Below are 17769 nucleotides of genomic sequence, written 5' to 3' on the forward strand. Positions count from 1 at the left end.
TTTCGCTGGCTTGCCAGCGAAAAGGGCGCCGGAGATGCAGGATCAGGATCACTGCACCCAAGGCAATATCGGAATCGCCGTCACCGCATTCTGAGGACTACCCTCGATCAAGCGGTCGCTATACACCAGGTACACCAGCGTATTGCGCTTCTTGTCGAGAAAACGCACCACCTGCATGGTCTTGAACACCAGCGAGGTACGCTCCTTGAACACAACCTCACCATCCTTGAGCTGGCCGTCGAACTTGATCGGCCCGACCTGCCGACAGGCAATCGATGCCTCCGCTCGGTCCTCGGCAAACCCCAATCCGCCTTTCAGCCCACCTGTCTTGGCACGCGAGAGGTAACAGGTCACGCCCTCGACCTTGGGATCATCGAACGCCTCGACGACGATGCGATCATTGGGCCCGACAAACTTGAACACGGTCGAGACCTGGCCGATCTCCTCGGCGCCCGCCAGCATCGGCACGGCCAGCGCCGCAGCAGCAAGCAGCCTGCTCATGACGTTGACGCAGCTCACACCAGCACCAGGTTGTCGCGATGGATCAACTCCGGCTCGGCGCTATAGCCGAGCAGGCTCTCGATCGCCTCGGAGGACTGGCCGATGATCTTCTGCGCCTCCAGGGCGCTGTAGTTGGCAAGGCCACGCGCCACCTCAAGGCCGTCGGGGCCAACGCAGACCACCATCTCGCCACGGCGGAAACTGCCCTGCACGGTCTTCACGCCGACCGGCAGCAGGCTCTTGTTGGCTTCGCGCAGCGCGCGCACGGCACCGTCGTCGAGCACCAGGGTGCCGCGGGTCTGCAGGTGGCCGGCCAGCCACTGCTTGCGCGCGGCGATCATGCCGCGCTCGGGCGAAAGCAGGGTACCCAGCTGCTCGCCGGCCTTGAGGCGGTCAAGCACCCGCTCGAGACGACCCCCGACAATGATGGTATGCGCGCCCGAGCGGGCTGCCAGGCGCGCGGCGCGCAGCTTGGTCTGCATGCCGCCACGGCCCAGGGCGCCGCCGGTGCTTCCGGCCACCGCGTCGAGGCTCGGGTCGTCGGCACGGGCTTCGGAGATGAGCTGCGCATCGGGATTGGTGCGCGGGTCGGCATCGAACATGCCATCGCGGTCGGTAAGGATCACCAGCAGGTCGGCCTCGACCAGGTTGGCCACCAGGGCTGCCAGGGTGTCGTTGTCGCCGAAGCGGATCTCGTCGGTGACCACGGTATCGTTCTCGTTGATCACCGGCACCACGCCAAGCTCCACCAGGGTGCGCAGGGTGCTGCGGGCATTGAGGTAACGCTTGCGGTCAGACAGGTCGTCGTGAGTCAGGAGGATCTGCGCGGTGTGCTTGCCGTGCTCGGCAAAGCTCGATTCCCAGGCCTGTACCAGGCGCATCTGGCCTAGCGAGGCCGCCGCCTGCAGCTCGTTCATCGCGCTCGGCCGCTTGGTCCAGCCCAGCTGGCTCATGCCGGCTGCCACTGCGCCGGAAGAGACCAGTACCAACTCCACGCCCGCCTCGCGCAGCGCCACCATCTGCTCGACCCAGACGGCCATCGCCGCCCGGTCGAGGCCCTTGCCATCGCCCGTCAGCAGGGCGCTGCCGATCTTGACCACCCAACGCCGCGCACCCGTCACCTTGCTCCGCATCTTCTTCCAACCTATGTCGATCTGTAGATACCGTAGATACAAAAACGCCGCTCGAATGAGCGGCGTTCAGTGTACTGCAACCGGTCAGTCGCGCACGTAAATGATTTCCGGACCGTCTTCGTCGTCCTCGTCATCCCAATCGTCATCGTCGCCGATGTCGTGCACGCTCTTGACGCCGGTGCGGCGCAGGGCGCGGGCGTCGTCCAGGGCCTGCAGCTGGGCACGGGCTTCGTCTTCGATGCGCTGGTCCAGGTCGGCCAGTTCTTCGGCGTAGGCCGGATCGTTGGCCAGGCGGTCGGCACGGTCTTCGAGGTAGCGCATGATGTCGCGGCTGAGCTGCTCGGTGCCCTGCTTGGAGATCGCCGAGATCACATGGACCGGACCTTCCCACTGCAGACGCTCGACCACTTCCTTGACGCGCTCGTCACGCTCGTCGTCCATCAGCATGTCGGTCTTGTTCAGGACCAGCCAGCGGTCACGCTCGGCCAGCGACGGGCTGAAGCGGGTCAACTCGTTGACGATCACTTCGGCGGCATCGGCGGAGCTGCTTTCATCCAGCGGCGCGAGGTCGACGAGGTGCAGCAGCAGGCGGGTACGCGCCAGGTGCTTGAGGAAGCGGATACCCAGGCCGGCACCGTCGGAGGCGCCTTCGATCAGACCGGGAATGTCGGCGATGACAAAGCTCTTCCAGCGGTCAACGCTGACCACACCCAGGTTTGGCACCAGGGTAGTGAACGGGTAGTCGGCAACCTTCGGCTTGGCAGCCGAGACCGAGCGGATGAAGGTGCTCTTGCCAGCGTTGGGCAGGCCAAGCAGGCCAACGTCGGCCAGTACCTTCATCTCGAGTTTCAGGTCACGCTGGTCGCCCGGCTTGCCTGGGGTGGTCTGGCGTGGCGCACGGTTGGTGCTGGACTTGAAGCGGGTGTTGCCCAGGCCATGCCAGCCTCCTTGGGCGACCATCAGCTTCTGGCCTGGGGTGATCAGGTCACCGATCACTTCCTGGGTGCTCGCATCGATCACCGTGGTGCCGACCGGCACGCGCAGGAACATGTCCTCGCCCTTCTTGCCGGTACAGTCGGTGCTGCCGCCGTTGGCGCCACGCTGGGCATCGAAATGCCGGGTATAACGATAGTCGACCAGGGTATTGAGGTTATCGTCGGCAACCAGGTACACCGAACCACCGTCGCCACCATCACCGCCGTTGGGGCCACCGTTCTCGATGAACTTCTCGCGACGGAAGCTCATGCAACCGTTACCACCGTCACCGGCCTTGACCCGGATCGATACTTCGTCAACAAACTTCATAAAAAAACCGCCTCTCGTCGGGTGACGAGCTCAATGACACAAAGACATAAGGCTCTTGCAAAAATGAGCGCGGCGGCTCCCGGTCGACCATGGATCCAGCGCCGGCAGCCCATACAAACAGCTTTGCAAGAGACTCACCACAAACGAAAAAGCCCCGTCGCATGACGGGGCTTCTCCAGCGACAGCGCGATTAGCCCGCGACGACGCTTACATAACGGCGGTTGAACTCGCCTTTCTTCTCGAACTTGATCACGCCTTCGATTTTCGCGAAGAGGGTGTGATCCTTGCCCATGCCAACGCCGTAGCCAGCGTGGAACTGGGTGCCGCGCTGACGGACGATGATGTTGCCGGCCTTGATGACCTGGCCGCCATACATCTTCACGCCAAGGCGTTTCGATTCTGAGTCGCGGCCGTTACGGGTACTACCACCAGCTTTTTTATGTGCCATGGTTCAATTCTCCAAAGATTGGGGATTAAGGCAATTAAGCCTGAATACCGGTGATTTTGATCTCGGTGAACCACTGGCGGTGGCCCATACGCTTCATGTGGTGCTTACGGCGACGGAACTTGATGATGCGCACTTTATCGTGACGGCCTTGCGACACGACTTCAGCGACAACCGTGGCGCCAGCAACGACAGGAGCGCCGATGTTCACGTCGTCACCATTGGCGACCAGCAGAACGCGATCGAAAGTCACGGATTCGCCAGTGGCGATTTCCAGTTTTTCGATCTTCAGGTATTCACCTTCGGCGACTTTGTACTGCTTGCCACCGGTAACAATTACTGCGTACATGGGGTATATCTCCGTTAATCCTGCTCACCCAGCTCTTTATAGGAAGAGTATTGGCTGGCATGGCTGCATGGGGCTGGAACGGCCCGGTGCATTGCGTAAGGCAGGTGATGCCCAGGGAAGTTCAGGGTGCGCGATTGTACGCAAGGCGCCAACCCCTTGCAAGTGTCGCACCCACAGGCCGGGCACCGCGCCTTGACACACCGGGACCCGCGACCTAGCATGCCGCGCAACCCCAATGGAGCAGCCGATGCAACCCCAAGCTTTCTACCGCGCGGTAGCTGAAGATTTCAGCGCCGTCGACGAGATCATCAAGAAGCAGCTGACCTCGCGCGTGCCGCTGGTATCGAAGATCGGCGACTACATCACCTCGGCCGGCGGCAAACGCCTGCGCCCGTTGCTGGTGCTGTTGTGCGGCAAGGCCCTGGGCCGTGAAGGCGACGACCTGCGCCTGCTGGCCGCGACCATCGAGTTCCTGCACACCGCCACCTTGCTGCACGACGACGTGGTCGACATGTCGGGCATGCGCCGCGGCCGCTCAACCGCCAACGCCATGTGGGGCAATGCCCCGAGCGTACTGGTCGGCGACTTCCTGTACTCGCGCTCGTTCGAGATGATGGTCGAGCTGGGGTCCATGCCAGTCATGCAGATCCTGTCCCGCGCCACGCGCGTGATCGCCGAAGGCGAGGTGCTGCAGCTGTCCAAGGTGCGCGACGCCAGCACCACCGAGGACGTCTACATGGATGTCATCCGCGGCAAGACCGCGATGCTGTTCGAAGCGTCGACCCACAGCGCAGCGGCCCTGGCCGAGGCCAGCGATGCCCAGCGCGAAGCCCTGCGCACCTTTGGCGACCACCTGGGGGTGGCATTCCAGCTTGTAGACGACCTGCTCGACTACAAGGGCGACGCCGAAGCCTTGGGCAAGAATGTCGGTGACGACCTGGCCGAGGGCAAGCCCACTCTGCCGCTGATCTACACCATGCGCGAAGGCACTGCCGAGCAGGCCGCCCTTGTGCGCCGCGCGATCCAGAAAGGCGGCATCGAAGATCTCGAAAGCATCCGCGCCGCCGTCGAGTCCTCGGGCGCCCTGGACTACACCGCCCGCCTGGCCCGCGACTATGCGGCCCGCGCCATCGCCTGCCTGGAAGCCCTGCCCGCCAGCGAGTACCGCGATGCCCTGGTTGAACTCAGCGAGTTCGCCGTCGCCCGTACGCACTGATCCCTCCGGCCCATCCCTGGATGGGCCCGCTTTCCAATTGACCGGCAAAACCCTATACAATGTGGGTCTTATTTTCTTGCCTGTCTTGAGGAACCCTAGTGAGCACTTTGCCACCCTGCCCCAAATGCAACTCCGAATACACCTACGAAGACGGCACCCAGCTGGTCTGCCCGGAGTGCGCCCATGAGTGGTCGGCCAGCGGCGAAGCCGAAGCGGCCAGCGATGACGTGGTGAAGAAGGACTCGGTGGGCAATGTCTTGCAGGATGGCGACACCGTGACCGTCATCAAGGACCTGAAGGTCAAGGGCTCGTCCCTGGTCGTCAAGGTCGGCACCAAGGTCAAGAACATCCGCCTGTGCGACGGCGACCACGACATCGACTGCAAGATCGACGGTATCGGCGCGATGAAGCTGAAGTCGGAATTCGTGCGCAAGGTCTGATCCCCCGCCATAGGGGCTGGCGCAGAAATTCGCCAATAGGCACTTGCTATTTTGATAATAAGAATTATTCTCATTGGAAATCGAATCCAAGGAGAATAGCCATGACTTATCTGATAGACGCCTGGCTTGACCGTCCCCAGCCCTACTTGCGCATCCTGCACCGGGAAACCGGCGAGGTATGTGCGGTGATCGAGGAAGACGCGCTCGATGAGCTTCGTGACCAGGGAGACCTGGACCTCAATGGGCTGAATTCGTGTGAACCGATCGTGCTGAAGGAACTGGTGCGTAACCTGTTTCTGTTCTGCTATGCGCGGGCACTGAGGCCGGCGACAGGTCAATTGCACTGACCGGGAGGGGACTGGGGCCGCTGTGCGGCCCCAGGTGCCAACGTTACAGAACGTCCAGCAGCTCTACATCGAACACCAGCACGCTGTGCGGCGGGATGCTGCCAACGCCCTGGGCACCGTAGGCCAGTTCGCTAGGCACGTACAGGCGCCATTTGCTACCGGCCTGCATCAGTTGCAGCGCTTCGGTCCAGCCCGCGATAACGCCACCGACCGGGAATTCAGCCGGCTGGCCACGCTCGTACGAGCTGTCGAACACGGTGCCGTCGATCAGGGTGCCGTGGTAGTGGGTACGGACGCTGTCGTCACGCGATGGCTTGGCGCCCTCGCCTGCGGTCAGCACTTCGAACTGCAGGCCCGAAGCCAGGGTGGTGATGCCGTCACGCTTGGCGTTTTCAGCCAGGAAGGCCTTGCCTTCGCCAGCAGCAGCTTCAGCCTTGACGGCCGCTTCGCGCTGCATGATGTCGCGGATCACCTGGAAGCTGGCCGACAGCTCGGCTTCGCTTACGCGGCTCTGCTCGCCGTTGAAGGCATCGGTCAGGCCAGCCAGGATGGCATCCAGGCTCACGCCCGGTGGCGGGTTGTCACGCAGCTGGCCACCCAGCTGACGGCCAATGCCATAGCTGACGCGGGTTTCGTCGGTAGACAGGTTCAGTTCGGACATTTGCTTGCTCCGCTGCAGGGCGCACGACAGCCGCGCCCTTTATGAAAAGGGCGAGCAGCCTAGCACACTGCGGCGCAGCCTTCAGCTACCAGGCGGAACGCCGGGAAATGGGGACTTTCAGGTCTTCCTCGGGGTGCACGCCCATGCCGCACATCTCATCCTGGACAGACCAGTGAACAAGGTTCATCGATACCAGCGGCACATCTTGCAGCAGCAACCGCGCATCCTCGACCGAATGCACCCGCAGCCGTTGCCCCCGGGCATCGGCAAGTGGATGGGGACGCCCGTGGATACGGGCTTCAAGCAGATAGTCACCACCTTCGATGGCGATCAGGTTGAGCTCTTCCACACGGCCCGCCCTGGCCTCTCCATTGAGTTCATGCAGGTTCATGTGAGCACCTCGCGATGGAACCACGCGTGAGTGCTATTTTTCGTACGGCCTTGGCAAAAGCACAAGACAAAAACGCAACCGCCCGTCCGTTTCGCAACGGACGGGCGGCGGCATCGGCCCACAACGCGCGACCGTCAGTGCTTCGTGAGCTTGTCCAGGTAACCCATGGCAAACGCCGAGACAACGAAAGTCATGTGGATGATCACGTACCACATCAGGTAGTCGGTCGAAATGTTCTGCGCGTCCATGAACACCCGCAGCAGATGGATCGAGGAAATCGCCACGATCGATGCCGCCACTTTCATCTTCAGCGATGAGGAGTCCATCTTGCCCAGCCAGTTGAGCTTTTCCTTGCTGTCATCGATGTCGAGCTGCGAGACGAAGTTCTCGTAGCCGGAGAACATCACCATCACCAGCAGGCCGCCGACCAGGGACATGTCGATCAGCGAGAGAATCACCAGGATCAGGTCTGCCTCACTCAGAGCGAAGACATTGGGAAGGACGTGGACGACTTCCTGGAAGAACTTCAGCGCCAGCGCGAGCAGGCCCAGGGACAAACCGAAATAAATGGGAGCGAGCAGCCAGCGCGAGGCATACATCGCGTTTTCGAGAACACGTTCCATGGGATATAAAACTCATCTGATGGCGAAAAAGCGAGCGCGAGTATAGCCAGCCTGCCATGACAGATAAAAGCCTGCGACAAGGCGACGCAGGCGAATCCGCTCTTTTCAGGTTTCCGGATGAAACTGGTAGTCGCCCAGGTTGTGAACCCGCTCGCCATTGATCTTGCGTAACTGAGCTTGCAGGTGGAGGCACCAGATCTGCGGGTCAGTGGCGACCTGGTAGCCATGCAGTGTCAGGCTGTCGACGATGGCGTTGAGCACGGATTCGGCTACAAGCGGTCCATGAAACGGGCCTTGGGCCTTGATGGCGGACGGTTGCTCGCCAGCCATGCCGGCGGCGAACAGCAAGGTCCACATGCCGTTGTCTCCGGCCAGGGGACGGATACTGCATTCGATACGGGTCACTAGGCCCAGGCACTGGCGGGTAAGGCTGAGGCTGCGCGGCATGGCGATGGCCCTCGATGAGGCTCTGTTCAGCCCGCCGCTGCGGGCTGTCTCCATCCTGAACCTGTTTGCTCTCCATGCCTTCCAGCATAGATTACCCAGCGATAAGATAGAAAACCGGCGCCGAACGGTAGCGAAGTGCCGCCGCGCCGGTTTCTTGACTTACGCAGGTTTTGCTTGGGCCAGCGCCTCTTCGAGCCGGTCCTTCTCGGCCTCCTTGATGTCTTCTTCGCTGACCATCTCGGCGATGAAGCTCAGCCGCTCCACCACTCGGGCGTTGACGCTGCCTTCGGGGAACTGTCCGTCAGCATCTGGTGCCCCGGCGGGCTCCCCGACCAGCAGACTCAGCGCCTCATCGGCCTGGCTGACCGCATAGACGTGGAACATCCCCGCTTCCACCGCCTGCAAGACGCGCTCGTCGAGCATCAGCGTCGCCACGTTCGGGCGCGGAATGATCACCCCCTGGTCGCCCGTCAAACCGCGAGCCTCGCAGAGCCGGAAGAAGCCCTCGATCTTCTCGTTGACCCCGCCGACAGCCTGGACCTCGCCAAACTGGTTGATCGAGCCAGTGATGGCGAAGCACTGCTTGAGCGGGGTCTTGGAGAGCGCCGAGATCAGCGTGCAGACCTCGCCCAGCGAAGCGCTGTCGCCGTCGACGTAACCGTAGGACTGTTCCAGGGCGATGCTTGCCGAAATGGCCAGTGGGAATTCCTGGGCATAGCGGCTGCCCAGGTAACCCGTCAGGATCATCACACCCTTGGAGTGGATCGGCTGGCCCAGGTTGACCTCACGCTCGATGTCGACGATGCCGCTGCCTCCCGGATATACCGTGGCGGAGATCCGAGCCGGCACGCCGAAGGCCGAGTCACCGACCTCCAGCACGGTCAAGCCATTGCACTTGCCAATGGCCGCACCTTCGGTATCGATCAGGATGATCCCGGCCAGCATGTCATCGAGAATGCGCGCCGACACCCGGCCGGTGCGCGTGGCCTTGGCCCGCAGCGCACGCTCGATGTGGCCCGCGTCGGTCATCTCGTCGCTGGCAAGCTGGCGGATGAAATCGGCCTCGCTGACCAGCTGGAACAGATCACCGATGCGCGCCGACAAACGCCCCTGGTGCTCGGCCAGGCGCGCGCTGTAGGTAGCCAGCCGCGCCACTGCATCGGAGGTGAGCGGCGCCATGCCCTCTTCGCTGGTGCGGGTCTTGAGCAACTGGGCGAATTGCTCCAGGTTCTCATCGACCATGGGGATGTCTTCATCGAAGTCGACCAGCACGCGGAACATCTCCTGGAAGTCCGGATCATGGTCCTGCAGCGCGTAGTACAGCTGGCGCGAGCCGATGATCACCAGCTTGACGTTCAGCGCGATCATCTGCGGATTGAGCGTGATGGCCGAGACGCGGCCCAGCTCGCCCAACGGCGATTCCATCTTCAGCTTGCGCGATTGCAGGGCGCGCTTGAGCGCGTCCCACACAAAAGGCTCACCGAGCATCTTCTCGGCTTCGAGGATCAGGAAGCCGCCATTGGCCTTGTGCAAGGCGCCCGGACGCAACTGGCGGTACGAAGTGTACAGCGCTCCTTGGTCAGTGCTGTATTCGATGCGCCCGAACAGGTTGTCGTAGGTCGGGTGCGGCTCGAACACCACCGGCGCGCCGCCGCTGGCATGGTGACCGACTACAAGGCTCGGCGCATATTGCTCCTCGAGCAGCTTGCGCGCCACGGCGTCGGCCTTGCTGTCGTCCACCAACTGCTCGACCACGGTGCGCAGGAGGTTCAGCTGCATGGACTGCAGGTAGGCGCAGACCACCGCATTCTCGGCATACTTTTCAGACAGCGGCGCCAGCAAAGGCTCCAGTGCCAGGGTGATGGTTTCTTCGTTGAGCTGGCGCAGCTGGTTGCTCGACTCGCGCTTCCACTGAGGCAGGCTGGCGAGCTCTTCGTTCAGGCGTTCCTCAAGGGCGGCGATATCGTCATGGAAACGTTCACGGACGTCTTCGGGCAACTGCGCGAACTCGGCCTCGTCCAGCGCCTTGCCATCGCTCATCGGAGTGAAGGCGACATTGTTGCTGTCGCGGTACAGGGCCACGTCCTTTTCCAGCGACGCACGCTCGATCACATCCAGAGCGCGGTCGTAGCGCTGGTTGAAGGCGCGGTCGATGGCGCTTTTTTTCTGCTGGTAGGACGGGTGCTCGAACACCGCTGGAAACGTCGCCAGCAGGTTGTCGATCAGGCCGTTCATGTCGGCGCAGAATTCGCCTGCGGTACCGGCCGGCAGCTCCAGCGCGCGCGGTTCGCGCGGGTCATCGAAGTTGTTGACGTAGAGCCGGTCGGCCGGGGTCTGCTGACGCTTGCCTTCAGCCTTGAGGTAGCGTTTGACGAACGAGAAACGCCCGGTGCCGGGCTCCCCCATGACAAACACGTTGTACCCAGGGCGCGGCATGGCCACGCCGAATTGCAGGGCCTCGACAGCGCGTTCCTGGCCCAGCACACCACGAAAAGGTTCCAGATCGTCAGTATTGGTGAAGGCAAACTGTTCAGCGGAAAAACGCCGGGTCAGGGCTTCAGGCGCAAGACGCAGGCTCGCAGCGACAGGATCGGGCATTGGGCTTCCTTACTTCGGCGGGGCAGATGTCGGCATTCTGGCGCCGCCTTGGCGCGGGTTGCAAGGCTCCCCAAGACTTTATGTCGCAGCCAGGGGATACGTCGTTTCCTGCAATTTTTCGCAATAAGCCACGCAACCTTTGGATCGTGCCTAAACTCCAAGCTGCGCGGGTGGGTGCTTTGCATCCCCGACCTGGCAGCGGTATCGCCAGAAAACCCTGACCTTTGGTACTTTCGAAAAAGAGAACAAAGCTATGAAACGGATTCTTCTGGGTACTCTGTTCACCGCGGTTTCCCTGAACGCAATGGCCCAGGCGCCAGGCGGCCCGGACTGCGGCTGGGGCAACATGCTGTTCGAGGGCCAGCGCGGCACGCCGGCTCACTTCCTCGCTTCCACCACCAACGGCACCTCCGGCAACGCCACCTTTGGCATGACCTCCGGCACCAATGGCTGCTCGACTAATGCCTCCCTGACCTATGGCGGCAAATCCTGGTTCGCCATGAACGGCATGATGAATGAGCTTTCCGAAGACATGGCCAAGGGCCAGGGCGAAGCCTTGACCACCTACGCCGTGGTGCTTGGCGTGGCCCCTGAGGACCGCGCGCACTTCGCTTCGGTCACTCACCAGCACTTCCAGGAAATCTTCAACAGCGCCGAAGTGACTGCCGAAGACGTCCACAGCAACACCCTCGCCATCCTGAAAAACGACCCTCGCCTGGCCAAATACGCGACCCAGGCCTAAGCTCGGCCCGCCCTGCCCCTACCGGGGCAGGGTATTGCACACCCTTCTTTCGGCATCATTCAGACGTAGTTGCCCGATATGCTCAAACGCCTTGCCTGCCTGGCGCTCTGTGCCAGCGCCCCGCTTCACGCTGCCCAGCAGCCGGATGCCACGCGCCTGCAACAGCTGGCCGCCGACCGCTACTGGATCGCCATCGGCCATTACGAAACCGGCAAGCTCGGTGGCTGGCGCAGCTATGTCGATGACCCACGCTTTTTTCTCGCAGCCGACGGTGCCCACCATCCCGATCAGGAGCTGCGCGCCACCCTTGACGCCCTTTATGCCCCGGCAAGCCTGGGCGACAAGCATGCCCAATGCGTCTACCCCGCACGCACACGCTGGCTGCGCGAGCAGTTGCAGCTGACCGACCTGCCGCAGCCAGACTGCCAGGAGTACAAAAGCTGGTACCAGGATGTCTCGCCCGATAGCGCCGTACTGGTGTTTCCCGCAGCCTACCTGAACAGCCCTTCCTCGATGTTCGGCCACACCCTGCTGCGTATCGACCAGGCCGCGGCCAAGCGCGACGAGACCTCGCTGCTCAGCTATGCCATCAACTTCGGCGCTTACGTCGAGGGCAGCGACAACAGCATCCTGTATGCCTGGAAAGGCCTGATGGGCGGCTATCCCGGGCTCTTTGCCATGGTTCCCTATCAGGAAAAGCTTTCCGAATACCGCAGCCTGGAAAACCGCGACCTGTGGGAATACCAGCTGAACCTGACGCCCGAGGAAACCGGGCGCATGGTCGAGCACGTCTGGGAGCTCAAGCAGATCCAGTTCGACTACTTCTTTTTCGACGAAAACTGCTCCTACCGCCTGCTCGAACTGCTGCAGGTGGCGCGTCCCAGCCTGGACCTGACCTCGCAGTTTCCGCTCACTGCCATCCCTACCGACACGGTCAAGGCCGTCAAGCAGGCCGGGCTGGTGGAGAGCACCCGTTACCGTCCTTCGCGCGAGCGGGAATTGTTGGCCCGCGCGGAGCCCCTCGACGATGCCGAACAAGAGCAGGTGCTGGCCCTCAGCGCCGACACTGCCAGGCTGGAGGCCCCCGAGTTCACTGCCCTGCCCCAGGACCGCCAAGCCCTGGTGCAGGACGCGGCGTTTCGCCTGGAGCGTTACCGCGCGACCGGCCAGGAGCGTGATCCGGCGCGCGCCAAGCGCAGCTTCGAGCTGCTGCGGGCAATCAACCGTAATCCGCCACCTGCCCTGGACATCGAGCGTCCGGGGCTACCCGAAAACGGCCATCAGTCGCGTACCTGGCAGCTGGGCGCAGGTACCCGTGAAGACCGTGCCTTTGCCGAGTATGGCCTGCGCATGGCCTACCACGACCTCAACGACAACGCCTACGGCTTCCCCCTGGGTGCGCAGATCGAGATCCTGCAGCTCAAGCTGCGCCAGTACGAAAGCAACGACTGGCAGGTTCAGCGCCTGGACCTGGCGACCATCCGCTCGCTCACCCCGCGCAACGAACTGCTGCAGCCCTGGTCGTGGCAAGTGGCCGGGGGCCTTGAGCGAGTGCCGGGCAAGCACAACGATGATGTGCTGGTCAGTCACGTCAACGGCGGCGCCGGCGGCACCTGGGAGCTGGCCGACGGCCTGCTTGGTTTTGCCCTGGGCACCGTGCGCGTCGAGCATCACAACGATTTCGCCCAGTTCATCGCCCCTGCGGCCGGGTTCAATGGCGGCGTGCTCTGGCGCAACGGCCTGGGCAACCTGAGCCTGGAAGCCAAGGGTGATTACTTCACCAATGGCGAGGTTCGTCGGAGCCTGAGCCTTAACCAGCAGTGGGAAGTGTCGCGCGACCTTGGAGTGCGGTTGAGTGCCAAGCGTGAGTTCAGCCAGCTCGCGAGCGCGCAGAACGAAGTGATGCTGGAACTCAAGTGGTACAACTACTGAGATTCACTGCCTGTCCCGTTCCCCTGCACCCTGCACCTGTACCGTGTGGGAGCGGGCTGGTCCCGCGATCGGGCGCGAAGCGGCCGTAGAATCTGCTAATGCGATGATCCTTACATACGGCCTTTGCAGATTTCACGGCCGCTTTGCGCCCGATCGCGGGACCAGCCCGCTCCCACAATTCGACCGCAGGTTGAGTTCCATCAGGAACATCATTGCAACCCGCGCCCCGCTCTTACGGTCTTCTGCAAAAGGAGGCCCCACATGAGCCGAGCATTCGTCAACGAAGACCAGGCCGCCGCACAGGCCAGCCAGCCGGTAGAGCGCCGGATCAGTGAGCAACCCAACCACGTCACCGCCAGCGGCCTGGCTTTGCTGCAACAACGGGTCGCAAGCCTCGATGCGCTGCGTAGCGAGCTGGTGGCCCAGGGCGAGCAAGCCGACAAGCAGCGCCTGGCCGACATCGAGCGGGACCTGCGCTATTTCCGTGCTCGCGTGCAGAGCGCGCAAGTGGTGCCGCCCGCCACCACGCAAGACAAGGTGCAGATCGGCAGCCGGGTACGTTTCATCGATGAAGACGATCACGAGCACATCGTGCAACTGGTAGGCGAAGACCAGGCCGACGCTGCGCGTGGCCTGATCAACTGGGGTTCGCCGCTAGGCCGTGCGCTGCTGGGCGCCGGCCCCGGTGATGAAGTGCTGTGGCAGCGACCCGTTGGCAATCAGATGATCGAGGTCGTTACCATCGGGCCGCTCGAGGACTAGACCACGCCCTGGGCCAGCATGGCATCGGCAACCTTCACGAAGCCCGCGATATTGGCGCCCTTAACGTAGTTGACGCTGCCGTCCGCTTCTTCGCCGTAATGCACACACGCGTGATGGATCGACTGCATGATGTGGTGAAGCTTGCTGTCGACTTCACCTGCGGTCCACAGCAGGCGCATGGCGTTCTGCGACATCTCAAGCCCGCTTACCGCAACACCGCCGGCATTGGAGGCCTTGCCTGGTGCGAACAGGGTGCCAGCCTCGATGAAGAGGTCCACAGCATCGAGCGTGGTGGGCATGTTGGCGCCTTCGGCCACGCACAGGCAGCCGTTGCGCAGCAGGGTGCGGGCATCTTCGCCGTTCAGCTCGTTTTGCGTCGCGCACGGCAATGCGATCTCGCACGGCAGGCTCCATGGAGTCTCGCCCTTGCGGAACTCAAGCCCAAAGCGCTCGGCCAGCTCGCTGATACGGCCGCGCTTGACGTTCTTCAGGTCCATCAGCGCATCCCACTGCTCATCGTTCAGACCGGCTTCGCAGTAAAGGGTGCCTTCGGAATCGGACAGCGAGATCACCTTGCCGCCCAGGTCCATGACTTTGCGCGCGGCATACTGCGCCACGTTGCCGGAACCCGAGATGGCCACGCGGCGCCCGTCGATGCGCTTGTCCTGGCGCTTGAGCATCTCTTCGGCAAAATACACGCAGCCATAGCCGGTGGCCTCTGGGCGGATCAGGCTGCCGCCGTAGGTCATGCCCTTGCCGGTCAGCACCGAGGTGAACTGATTGGCCAGACGCTTGTACTGGCCGAACATGAAGCCGATCTCGCGGGCACCGACACCGATGTCACCGGCAGGTACGTCTACATCGGCGCCAATATGGCGATACAGCTCGCTCATGAACGCCTGGCAGAAACGCATGACTTCGGCGTCGCTCTTGCCCTTCGGATCGAAGTCCGACCCACCTTTGCCGCCGCCCATGGGCAGCGAAGTGAGGGAGTTCTTGAACACCTGCTCGAAGGCCAGGAACTTCAGCACGCCCAGGTTCACCGAACGGTGGAAGCGCAGACCGCCCTTGTACGGGCCGATGGCGCTGTTCATCTGGATGCGGTAGCCGCGGTTGACCTGGACCTTGCCCTGGTCATCGACCCACGACACACGGAACAGCACCGCGCGTTCAGGCTCGACCATGCGATCGAGAATACCGGCCTGCAGGTAGTGAGGATTGGCTTCGAGGAAGGGCCACAGGCTGCGCAGTACTTCTTCGACGGCCTGGTGGAATTCGGGCTGGGCAGGGTCGCGCTGCTTGAGGCGCGCGAGGAAATCGTCGACGGATTCGATCATGACAAGGTTCACCAGATTATTGGATTTGTAGGAATTTTTTCCGGACTTTATCAAGAACGAGTCGCACTGCAACAGGGCGTCATGTCGTTTTTATGAATATTTTTGGTGCATTTCTATAAATGTATACAAAGAAGGAGTCGAATTTACCGTCTATCCGGTTTGACCCAGGCACAAAAATGGGGCCCCGAAGGGCCCCATTGCTGTGCATCTAGAAGGGCCCTATTGGGCCAGCTTCTTGTGGCGTACACGATGCGGCTGCGCCGCAGCATCACCCAGCCGCTTCTTGCGATCGGCTTCGTACTCGGTGTAGTTGCCTTCGAAGAACAGCACGTTCGAGTCATCCTCGTACGCCAGGATGTGGGTCGCCACGCGGTCCAGGAACCACCGGTCGTGAGAGATCACGATCGCGGCGCCCGGGAAGTCCAGCAGGGCTTCCTCAAGCGAACGCAGGGTCTCGACGTCGAGGTCGTTGGACGGTTCGTCGAGCAGCAGGACGTTGCCGCCCTCCTTCAGGGTCAGGGCCAGGTGCAGGCGCCCACGCTCACCACCGGACAGGTCCTTGACGAACTTCTGCTGGTCGCCACCCTTGAAGTTGAAGCGGCCAACGTAGGTACGCGCAGGAATCTCGTAGCTGCCAATGCGGATCTGCTCCGAACCGTCGGAGATCTGCTGGAACACGGTCTTGCCGCCGTCCAGGTCTTCGCGGCTCTGGTCGACGCACGCGAGCTGCACGGTCTCGCCGATCTCGATGCTGCCCGAGTCTGGCTGTTCCTTGCCCATCAGCATGCGGAACAGGGTCGACTTACCGGCGCCGTTACCACCGATGACACCGACGATGGCGCCCTTGGGCATGGCGAACGACAGGTTTTCGATCAGCACGCGATCGCCATAGCCTTTGCTGACGTTCTTGAACTCGATGACCTTGTCACCCAGGCGAGGACCGGCCGGAATGTAGATCTCGTTGGTCTCGCTGCGCTTCTGGAATTCCTGCGACTGCATTTCCTCGAAGCGTGCCAGACGGGCCTTGGACTTGGACTGGCGGGCCTTGGCGCCTTTGCGCACCCACTCCAGTTCTTCCTTCATGGCCTTTTCGTGGGCGCTCTGCTGCTTGGATTCCTGCGCCAGGCGGTCCGACTTGGCTTCAAGCCAGCCAGAATAGTTGCCTTCGTACGGGATACCGGCGCCGCGGTCGAGCTCGAGGATCCAGCCCGCGACGTTGTCCAGGAAGTAACGGTCGTGGGTGATCGCTACCACGGTGCCAGGGAAGTCGTGCAGGAAGCGCTCGAGCCAGGCAACCGAGTCGGCATCCAGGTGGTTGGTCGGCTCGTCGAGCAGCAGCATGTCGGGTGCCGACAGCAGCAGGCGGCACAGTGCCACTCGGCGCTTCTCGCCACCGGACAGGTGCTCGATCTTCGCTTCCCAGGCCGGCAGGCGCAGGGCGTCCGCAGCGACTTCGAGCTGGCGCTCGAGGTTATGGCCGTCGGCGGCCTGCAGGATGGATTCGAGCTTGGCCTGTTCGGCGGCCAGCTTGTCGAAGTCGGCATCGGGTTCGGCGTAGGCAGCGTAGACCTCGTCCAGGCGGGCCTGGGCGTCCTTGATCACGCTGACCGCTTCCTCGACCGCTTCGCGAACGGTCTTGCTCGGATCGAGCTGCGGCTCCTGGGGCAGGTAGCCGACATTGAGCTCGGGCATCGGACGGGCTTCCCCGTCAAACTCCTTGTCGACGCCTGCCATGATCCGCAGCAGGGTCGACTTACCGGCGCCGTTGAGGCCGAGGACGCCGATCTTGGCGCCTGGGAAGAACGACAACGAGATGTTCTTCAGGATTTCCCGCTTCGGCGGCACGACCTTGCTCAGCCGATGCATGGTGTAGACGTATTGAGCCAAAACCAAGCCCTCTATCAGATATGAGGTAAAGACATCGGCGAAAAACCACGGCGGAGTCTGCGGCAGGCCTGCCGATGACATGCCGGGGTAGTCCGGTGATGTATTTACGGGGTGTCATTGAACAAAGGCGCCCATTCTACGCCAAGACGCAGCGTTGCACAGATGGGCAGATGGCAGGCCATGCCGGGAGCCCGGCATGGCGCCAGGGTGATCAGACGTGGGACTGTCTGGCCATACCGCGCGGCAGGCGGCAACGGTCGGATTGCCCGGACAGGCGCTCACGCCAGCTGGCCTTGGCGCAGAAAGCGTTCACCTGGGCAGTTTTGCCGGCAGGCTTGCTGGTGGACTTGCGCAGTTCAGCCAGCGAGGGGCTCTTGCGCACGCCAACCGGGGCAGCGGCGCCATCGGGCTTGGCCAAAGAACGTTGGCAGGACTTGCAGGAAACCTCGGCGGCCTGCGCGGTGCTGACCAGGGACTGACTGTTGCGACCGCAGGCCGAATCGCTGCCGTTGGTTGAATAGTGGATAACCAAAACCGTACATCTCCAAAGCGTTGTCTATCAAGCGGCCGCATTTTCGCACAGGTTGCGGGGGGATGCCGACCGAGGCGCATGCATCGACCCCGAGACCTCTCATCGACATGACTGGCACTTT

Annotated in this window: 19 protein-coding genes; 6 read left to right on the forward strand and 13 right to left on the reverse strand. The window is 62.4% G+C overall.

The genetic code is table 11. The features are described from left to right. Positions 1-48: 48 nt before the first annotated feature. The 5 genes from AC0ZZU_RS19155 to rplU all read right to left on the reverse strand — a co-directional run bounded on the left by AC0ZZU_RS19155 (position 49) and on the right by rplU (position 3733). Positions 49-501: a CreA family protein gene (locus tag AC0ZZU_RS19155; RefSeq protein ID WP_476342765.1), complete on the reverse strand. Its 453-nt coding sequence runs from the start codon at positions 499-501 to the stop codon at positions 49-51. A gap of 14 nt (positions 502-515) precedes the next feature. Next, positions 516-1634: a glutamate 5-kinase gene (gene proB / locus AC0ZZU_RS19160; protein ID WP_476342766.1), complete on the reverse strand. Its 1119-nt coding sequence runs from the start codon at positions 1632-1634 to the stop codon at positions 516-518. An 84-nt stretch (positions 1635-1718) separates the two neighbouring features. Continuing rightward, positions 1719-2939: an Obg family GTPase CgtA gene (cgtA, locus tag AC0ZZU_RS19165; RefSeq protein ID WP_476342767.1), complete on the reverse strand. Its 1221-nt coding sequence runs from the start codon at positions 2937-2939 to the stop codon at positions 1719-1721. A 190-nt stretch (positions 2940-3129) separates the two neighbouring features. Then, positions 3130-3387, reverse strand: coding sequence for a 50S ribosomal protein L27 (gene rpmA / locus AC0ZZU_RS19170; RefSeq protein ID WP_101316402.1), 258 nt, complete (start codon positions 3385-3387; stop codon positions 3130-3132). A 34-nt stretch (positions 3388-3421) separates the two neighbouring features. After that, entirely contained in the window at positions 3422-3733 is a 312-nt protein-coding gene (rplU, locus tag AC0ZZU_RS19175; protein ID WP_158460469.1) for a 50S ribosomal protein L21, read from the reverse strand. A gap of 247 nt (positions 3734-3980) precedes the next feature. On the opposite strand from rplU, the gene AC0ZZU_RS19180 reads away from it, so the two are divergent. The 3 genes from AC0ZZU_RS19180 to AC0ZZU_RS19190 all read left to right on the forward strand — a co-directional run bounded on the left by AC0ZZU_RS19180 (position 3981) and on the right by AC0ZZU_RS19190 (position 5736). Further along, positions 3981-4949 (forward strand): polyprenyl synthetase family protein, encoded by a 969-nt coding sequence (locus tag AC0ZZU_RS19180; protein ID WP_476342768.1) that lies wholly within the window; start codon positions 3981-3983, stop codon positions 4947-4949. Between the two features lie 98 nt (positions 4950-5047). Next, positions 5048-5389 (forward strand): zinc ribbon domain-containing protein YjdM, encoded by a 342-nt coding sequence (locus AC0ZZU_RS19185; RefSeq protein WP_110639764.1) that lies wholly within the window; start codon positions 5048-5050, stop codon positions 5387-5389. Positions 5390-5490: 101 nt separating this feature from the next. Further along, on the forward strand, positions 5491-5736 hold the full coding sequence (locus AC0ZZU_RS19190; protein ID WP_476342769.1) for a PA4570 family protein: 246 nt from the start codon (positions 5491-5493) through the stop codon (positions 5734-5736). A gap of 43 nt (positions 5737-5779) precedes the next feature. On the opposite strand, the gene AC0ZZU_RS19195 is transcribed toward AC0ZZU_RS19190, so the two are convergent. The 5 genes from AC0ZZU_RS19195 to AC0ZZU_RS19215 form a co-directional block, all read right to left on the reverse strand. Further along, complete coding sequence (locus AC0ZZU_RS19195; RefSeq protein WP_158460473.1) at positions 5780-6397, reverse strand: FKBP-type peptidyl-prolyl cis-trans isomerase; 618 nt, start codon at positions 6395-6397, stop codon at positions 5780-5782. An 85-nt stretch (positions 6398-6482) separates the two neighbouring features. Then, a complete protein-coding gene (locus tag AC0ZZU_RS19200; RefSeq protein ID WP_476342771.1) occupies positions 6483-6788 on the reverse strand; it encodes a DUF6482 family protein in 306 nt (101 codons plus the stop codon). Between the two features lie 134 nt (positions 6789-6922). Next, a complete protein-coding gene (locus AC0ZZU_RS19205) occupies positions 6923-7411 on the reverse strand; it encodes a TIGR00645 family protein (RefSeq protein WP_476342772.1) in 489 nt (162 codons plus the stop codon). A 105-nt stretch (positions 7412-7516) separates the two neighbouring features. Next, the gene (locus AC0ZZU_RS19210) at positions 7517-7858 is read right to left on the reverse strand and encodes a PA4575 family protein (protein WP_476342773.1); all 342 of its coding nucleotides are present in this window, start codon (positions 7856-7858) and stop codon (positions 7517-7519) included. 159 nt (positions 7859-8017) lie between these two features. Beyond that, a complete protein-coding gene (locus AC0ZZU_RS19215; protein WP_476342775.1) occupies positions 8018-10456 on the reverse strand; it encodes a Lon protease family protein in 2439 nt (812 codons plus the stop codon). Between the two features lie 253 nt (positions 10457-10709). On the opposite strand from AC0ZZU_RS19215, the gene AC0ZZU_RS19220 reads away from it, so the two are divergent. The 3 genes from AC0ZZU_RS19220 (at position 10710) to AC0ZZU_RS19230 (ending at position 13892) form a co-directional block, all read left to right on the forward strand. Continuing rightward, a complete protein-coding gene (locus tag AC0ZZU_RS19220) occupies positions 10710-11198 on the forward strand; it encodes a DUF3015 domain-containing protein (protein WP_158460478.1) in 489 nt (162 codons plus the stop codon). A 78-nt stretch (positions 11199-11276) separates the two neighbouring features. After that, positions 11277-13130, forward strand: a complete 1854-nt coding sequence (locus AC0ZZU_RS19225; RefSeq protein WP_476342776.1) for an Lnb N-terminal periplasmic domain-containing protein — start codon at positions 11277-11279, stop codon at positions 13128-13130. Positions 13131-13391: 261 nt separating this feature from the next. Continuing rightward, complete coding sequence (locus AC0ZZU_RS19230; protein WP_476342777.1) at positions 13392-13892, forward strand: GreA/GreB family elongation factor; 501 nt, start codon at positions 13392-13394, stop codon at positions 13890-13892. On the opposite strand, the gene gdhA is transcribed toward AC0ZZU_RS19230, so the two are convergent. The 3 genes from gdhA to AC0ZZU_RS19245 form a co-directional block, all read right to left on the reverse strand. After that, the gene (gene gdhA / locus AC0ZZU_RS19235; RefSeq protein ID WP_476342779.1) at positions 13889-15229 is read right to left on the reverse strand and encodes an NADP-specific glutamate dehydrogenase; all 1341 of its coding nucleotides are present in this window, start codon (positions 15227-15229) and stop codon (positions 13889-13891) included. The two genes, AC0ZZU_RS19230 and gdhA, sit on opposite strands and share 4 nt — an antisense overlap. Before the next feature lie 219 nt (positions 15230-15448). Then, positions 15449-17116 carry an energy-dependent translational throttle protein EttA gene (gene ettA / locus AC0ZZU_RS19240; protein WP_476342780.1) on the reverse strand — a complete coding sequence of 556 codons (1668 nt, stop codon included), beginning with the start codon at positions 17114-17116 and terminating at the stop codon, positions 15449-15451. A gap of 211 nt (positions 17117-17327) precedes the next feature. Then, positions 17328-17648, reverse strand: a complete 321-nt coding sequence (locus AC0ZZU_RS19245; protein WP_476342782.1) for a hypothetical protein — start codon at positions 17646-17648, stop codon at positions 17328-17330. Positions 17649-17769: the final 121 nt, after the last annotated feature.

Source organism: Pseudomonas sp. JE3303 (genome assembly GCF_056312565.1).

Excerpts from the sequence above, each read along its gene's own strand:
- AC0ZZU_RS19155 (WP_476342765.1), bottom strand. The coding sequence starts at position 501 with ATGAGCAGGCTGCTTGCTGCTGCGGCGCTGGCCGTGCCGATGCTGGCG.
- proB (WP_476342766.1), bottom strand. The coding sequence starts at position 1,634 with ATGCGGAGCAAGGTGACGGGTGCGCGGCGTTGGGTGGTCAAGATCGGC.
- cgtA (WP_476342767.1), bottom strand. The coding sequence starts at position 2,939 with ATGAAGTTTGTTGACGAAGTATCGATCCGGGTCAAGGCCGGTGACGGT.
- rpmA (WP_101316402.1), bottom strand. The coding sequence starts at position 3,387 with ATGGCACATAAAAAAGCTGGTGGTAGTACCCGTAACGGCCGCGACTCA.
- rplU (WP_158460469.1), bottom strand. The coding sequence starts at position 3,733 with ATGTACGCAGTAATTGTTACCGGTGGCAAGCAGTACAAAGTCGCCGAA.
- AC0ZZU_RS19180 (WP_476342768.1), top strand. The coding sequence starts at position 3,981 with ATGCAACCCCAAGCTTTCTACCGCGCGGTAGCTGAAGATTTCAGCGCC.
- AC0ZZU_RS19190 (WP_476342769.1), top strand. The coding sequence starts at position 5,491 with ATGACTTATCTGATAGACGCCTGGCTTGACCGTCCCCAGCCCTACTTG.
- AC0ZZU_RS19195 (WP_158460473.1), bottom strand. The coding sequence starts at position 6,397 with ATGTCCGAACTGAACCTGTCTACCGACGAAACCCGCGTCAGCTATGGC.
- AC0ZZU_RS19200 (WP_476342771.1), bottom strand. The coding sequence starts at position 6,788 with ATGAACCTGCATGAACTCAATGGAGAGGCCAGGGCGGGCCGTGTGGAA.
- AC0ZZU_RS19205 (WP_476342772.1), bottom strand. The coding sequence starts at position 7,411 with ATGGAACGTGTTCTCGAAAACGCGATGTATGCCTCGCGCTGGCTGCTC.
- AC0ZZU_RS19210 (WP_476342773.1), bottom strand. The coding sequence starts at position 7,858 with ATGCCGCGCAGCCTCAGCCTTACCCGCCAGTGCCTGGGCCTAGTGACC.
- AC0ZZU_RS19215 (WP_476342775.1), bottom strand. The coding sequence starts at position 10,456 with ATGCCCGATCCTGTCGCTGCGAGCCTGCGTCTTGCGCCTGAAGCCCTG.
- AC0ZZU_RS19220 (WP_158460478.1), top strand. The coding sequence starts at position 10,710 with ATGAAACGGATTCTTCTGGGTACTCTGTTCACCGCGGTTTCCCTGAAC.
- AC0ZZU_RS19225 (WP_476342776.1), top strand. The coding sequence starts at position 11,277 with ATGCTCAAACGCCTTGCCTGCCTGGCGCTCTGTGCCAGCGCCCCGCTT.
- AC0ZZU_RS19230 (WP_476342777.1), top strand. The coding sequence starts at position 13,392 with ATGAGCCGAGCATTCGTCAACGAAGACCAGGCCGCCGCACAGGCCAGC.
- gdhA (WP_476342779.1), bottom strand. The coding sequence starts at position 15,229 with ATGATCGAATCCGTCGACGATTTCCTCGCGCGCCTCAAGCAGCGCGAC.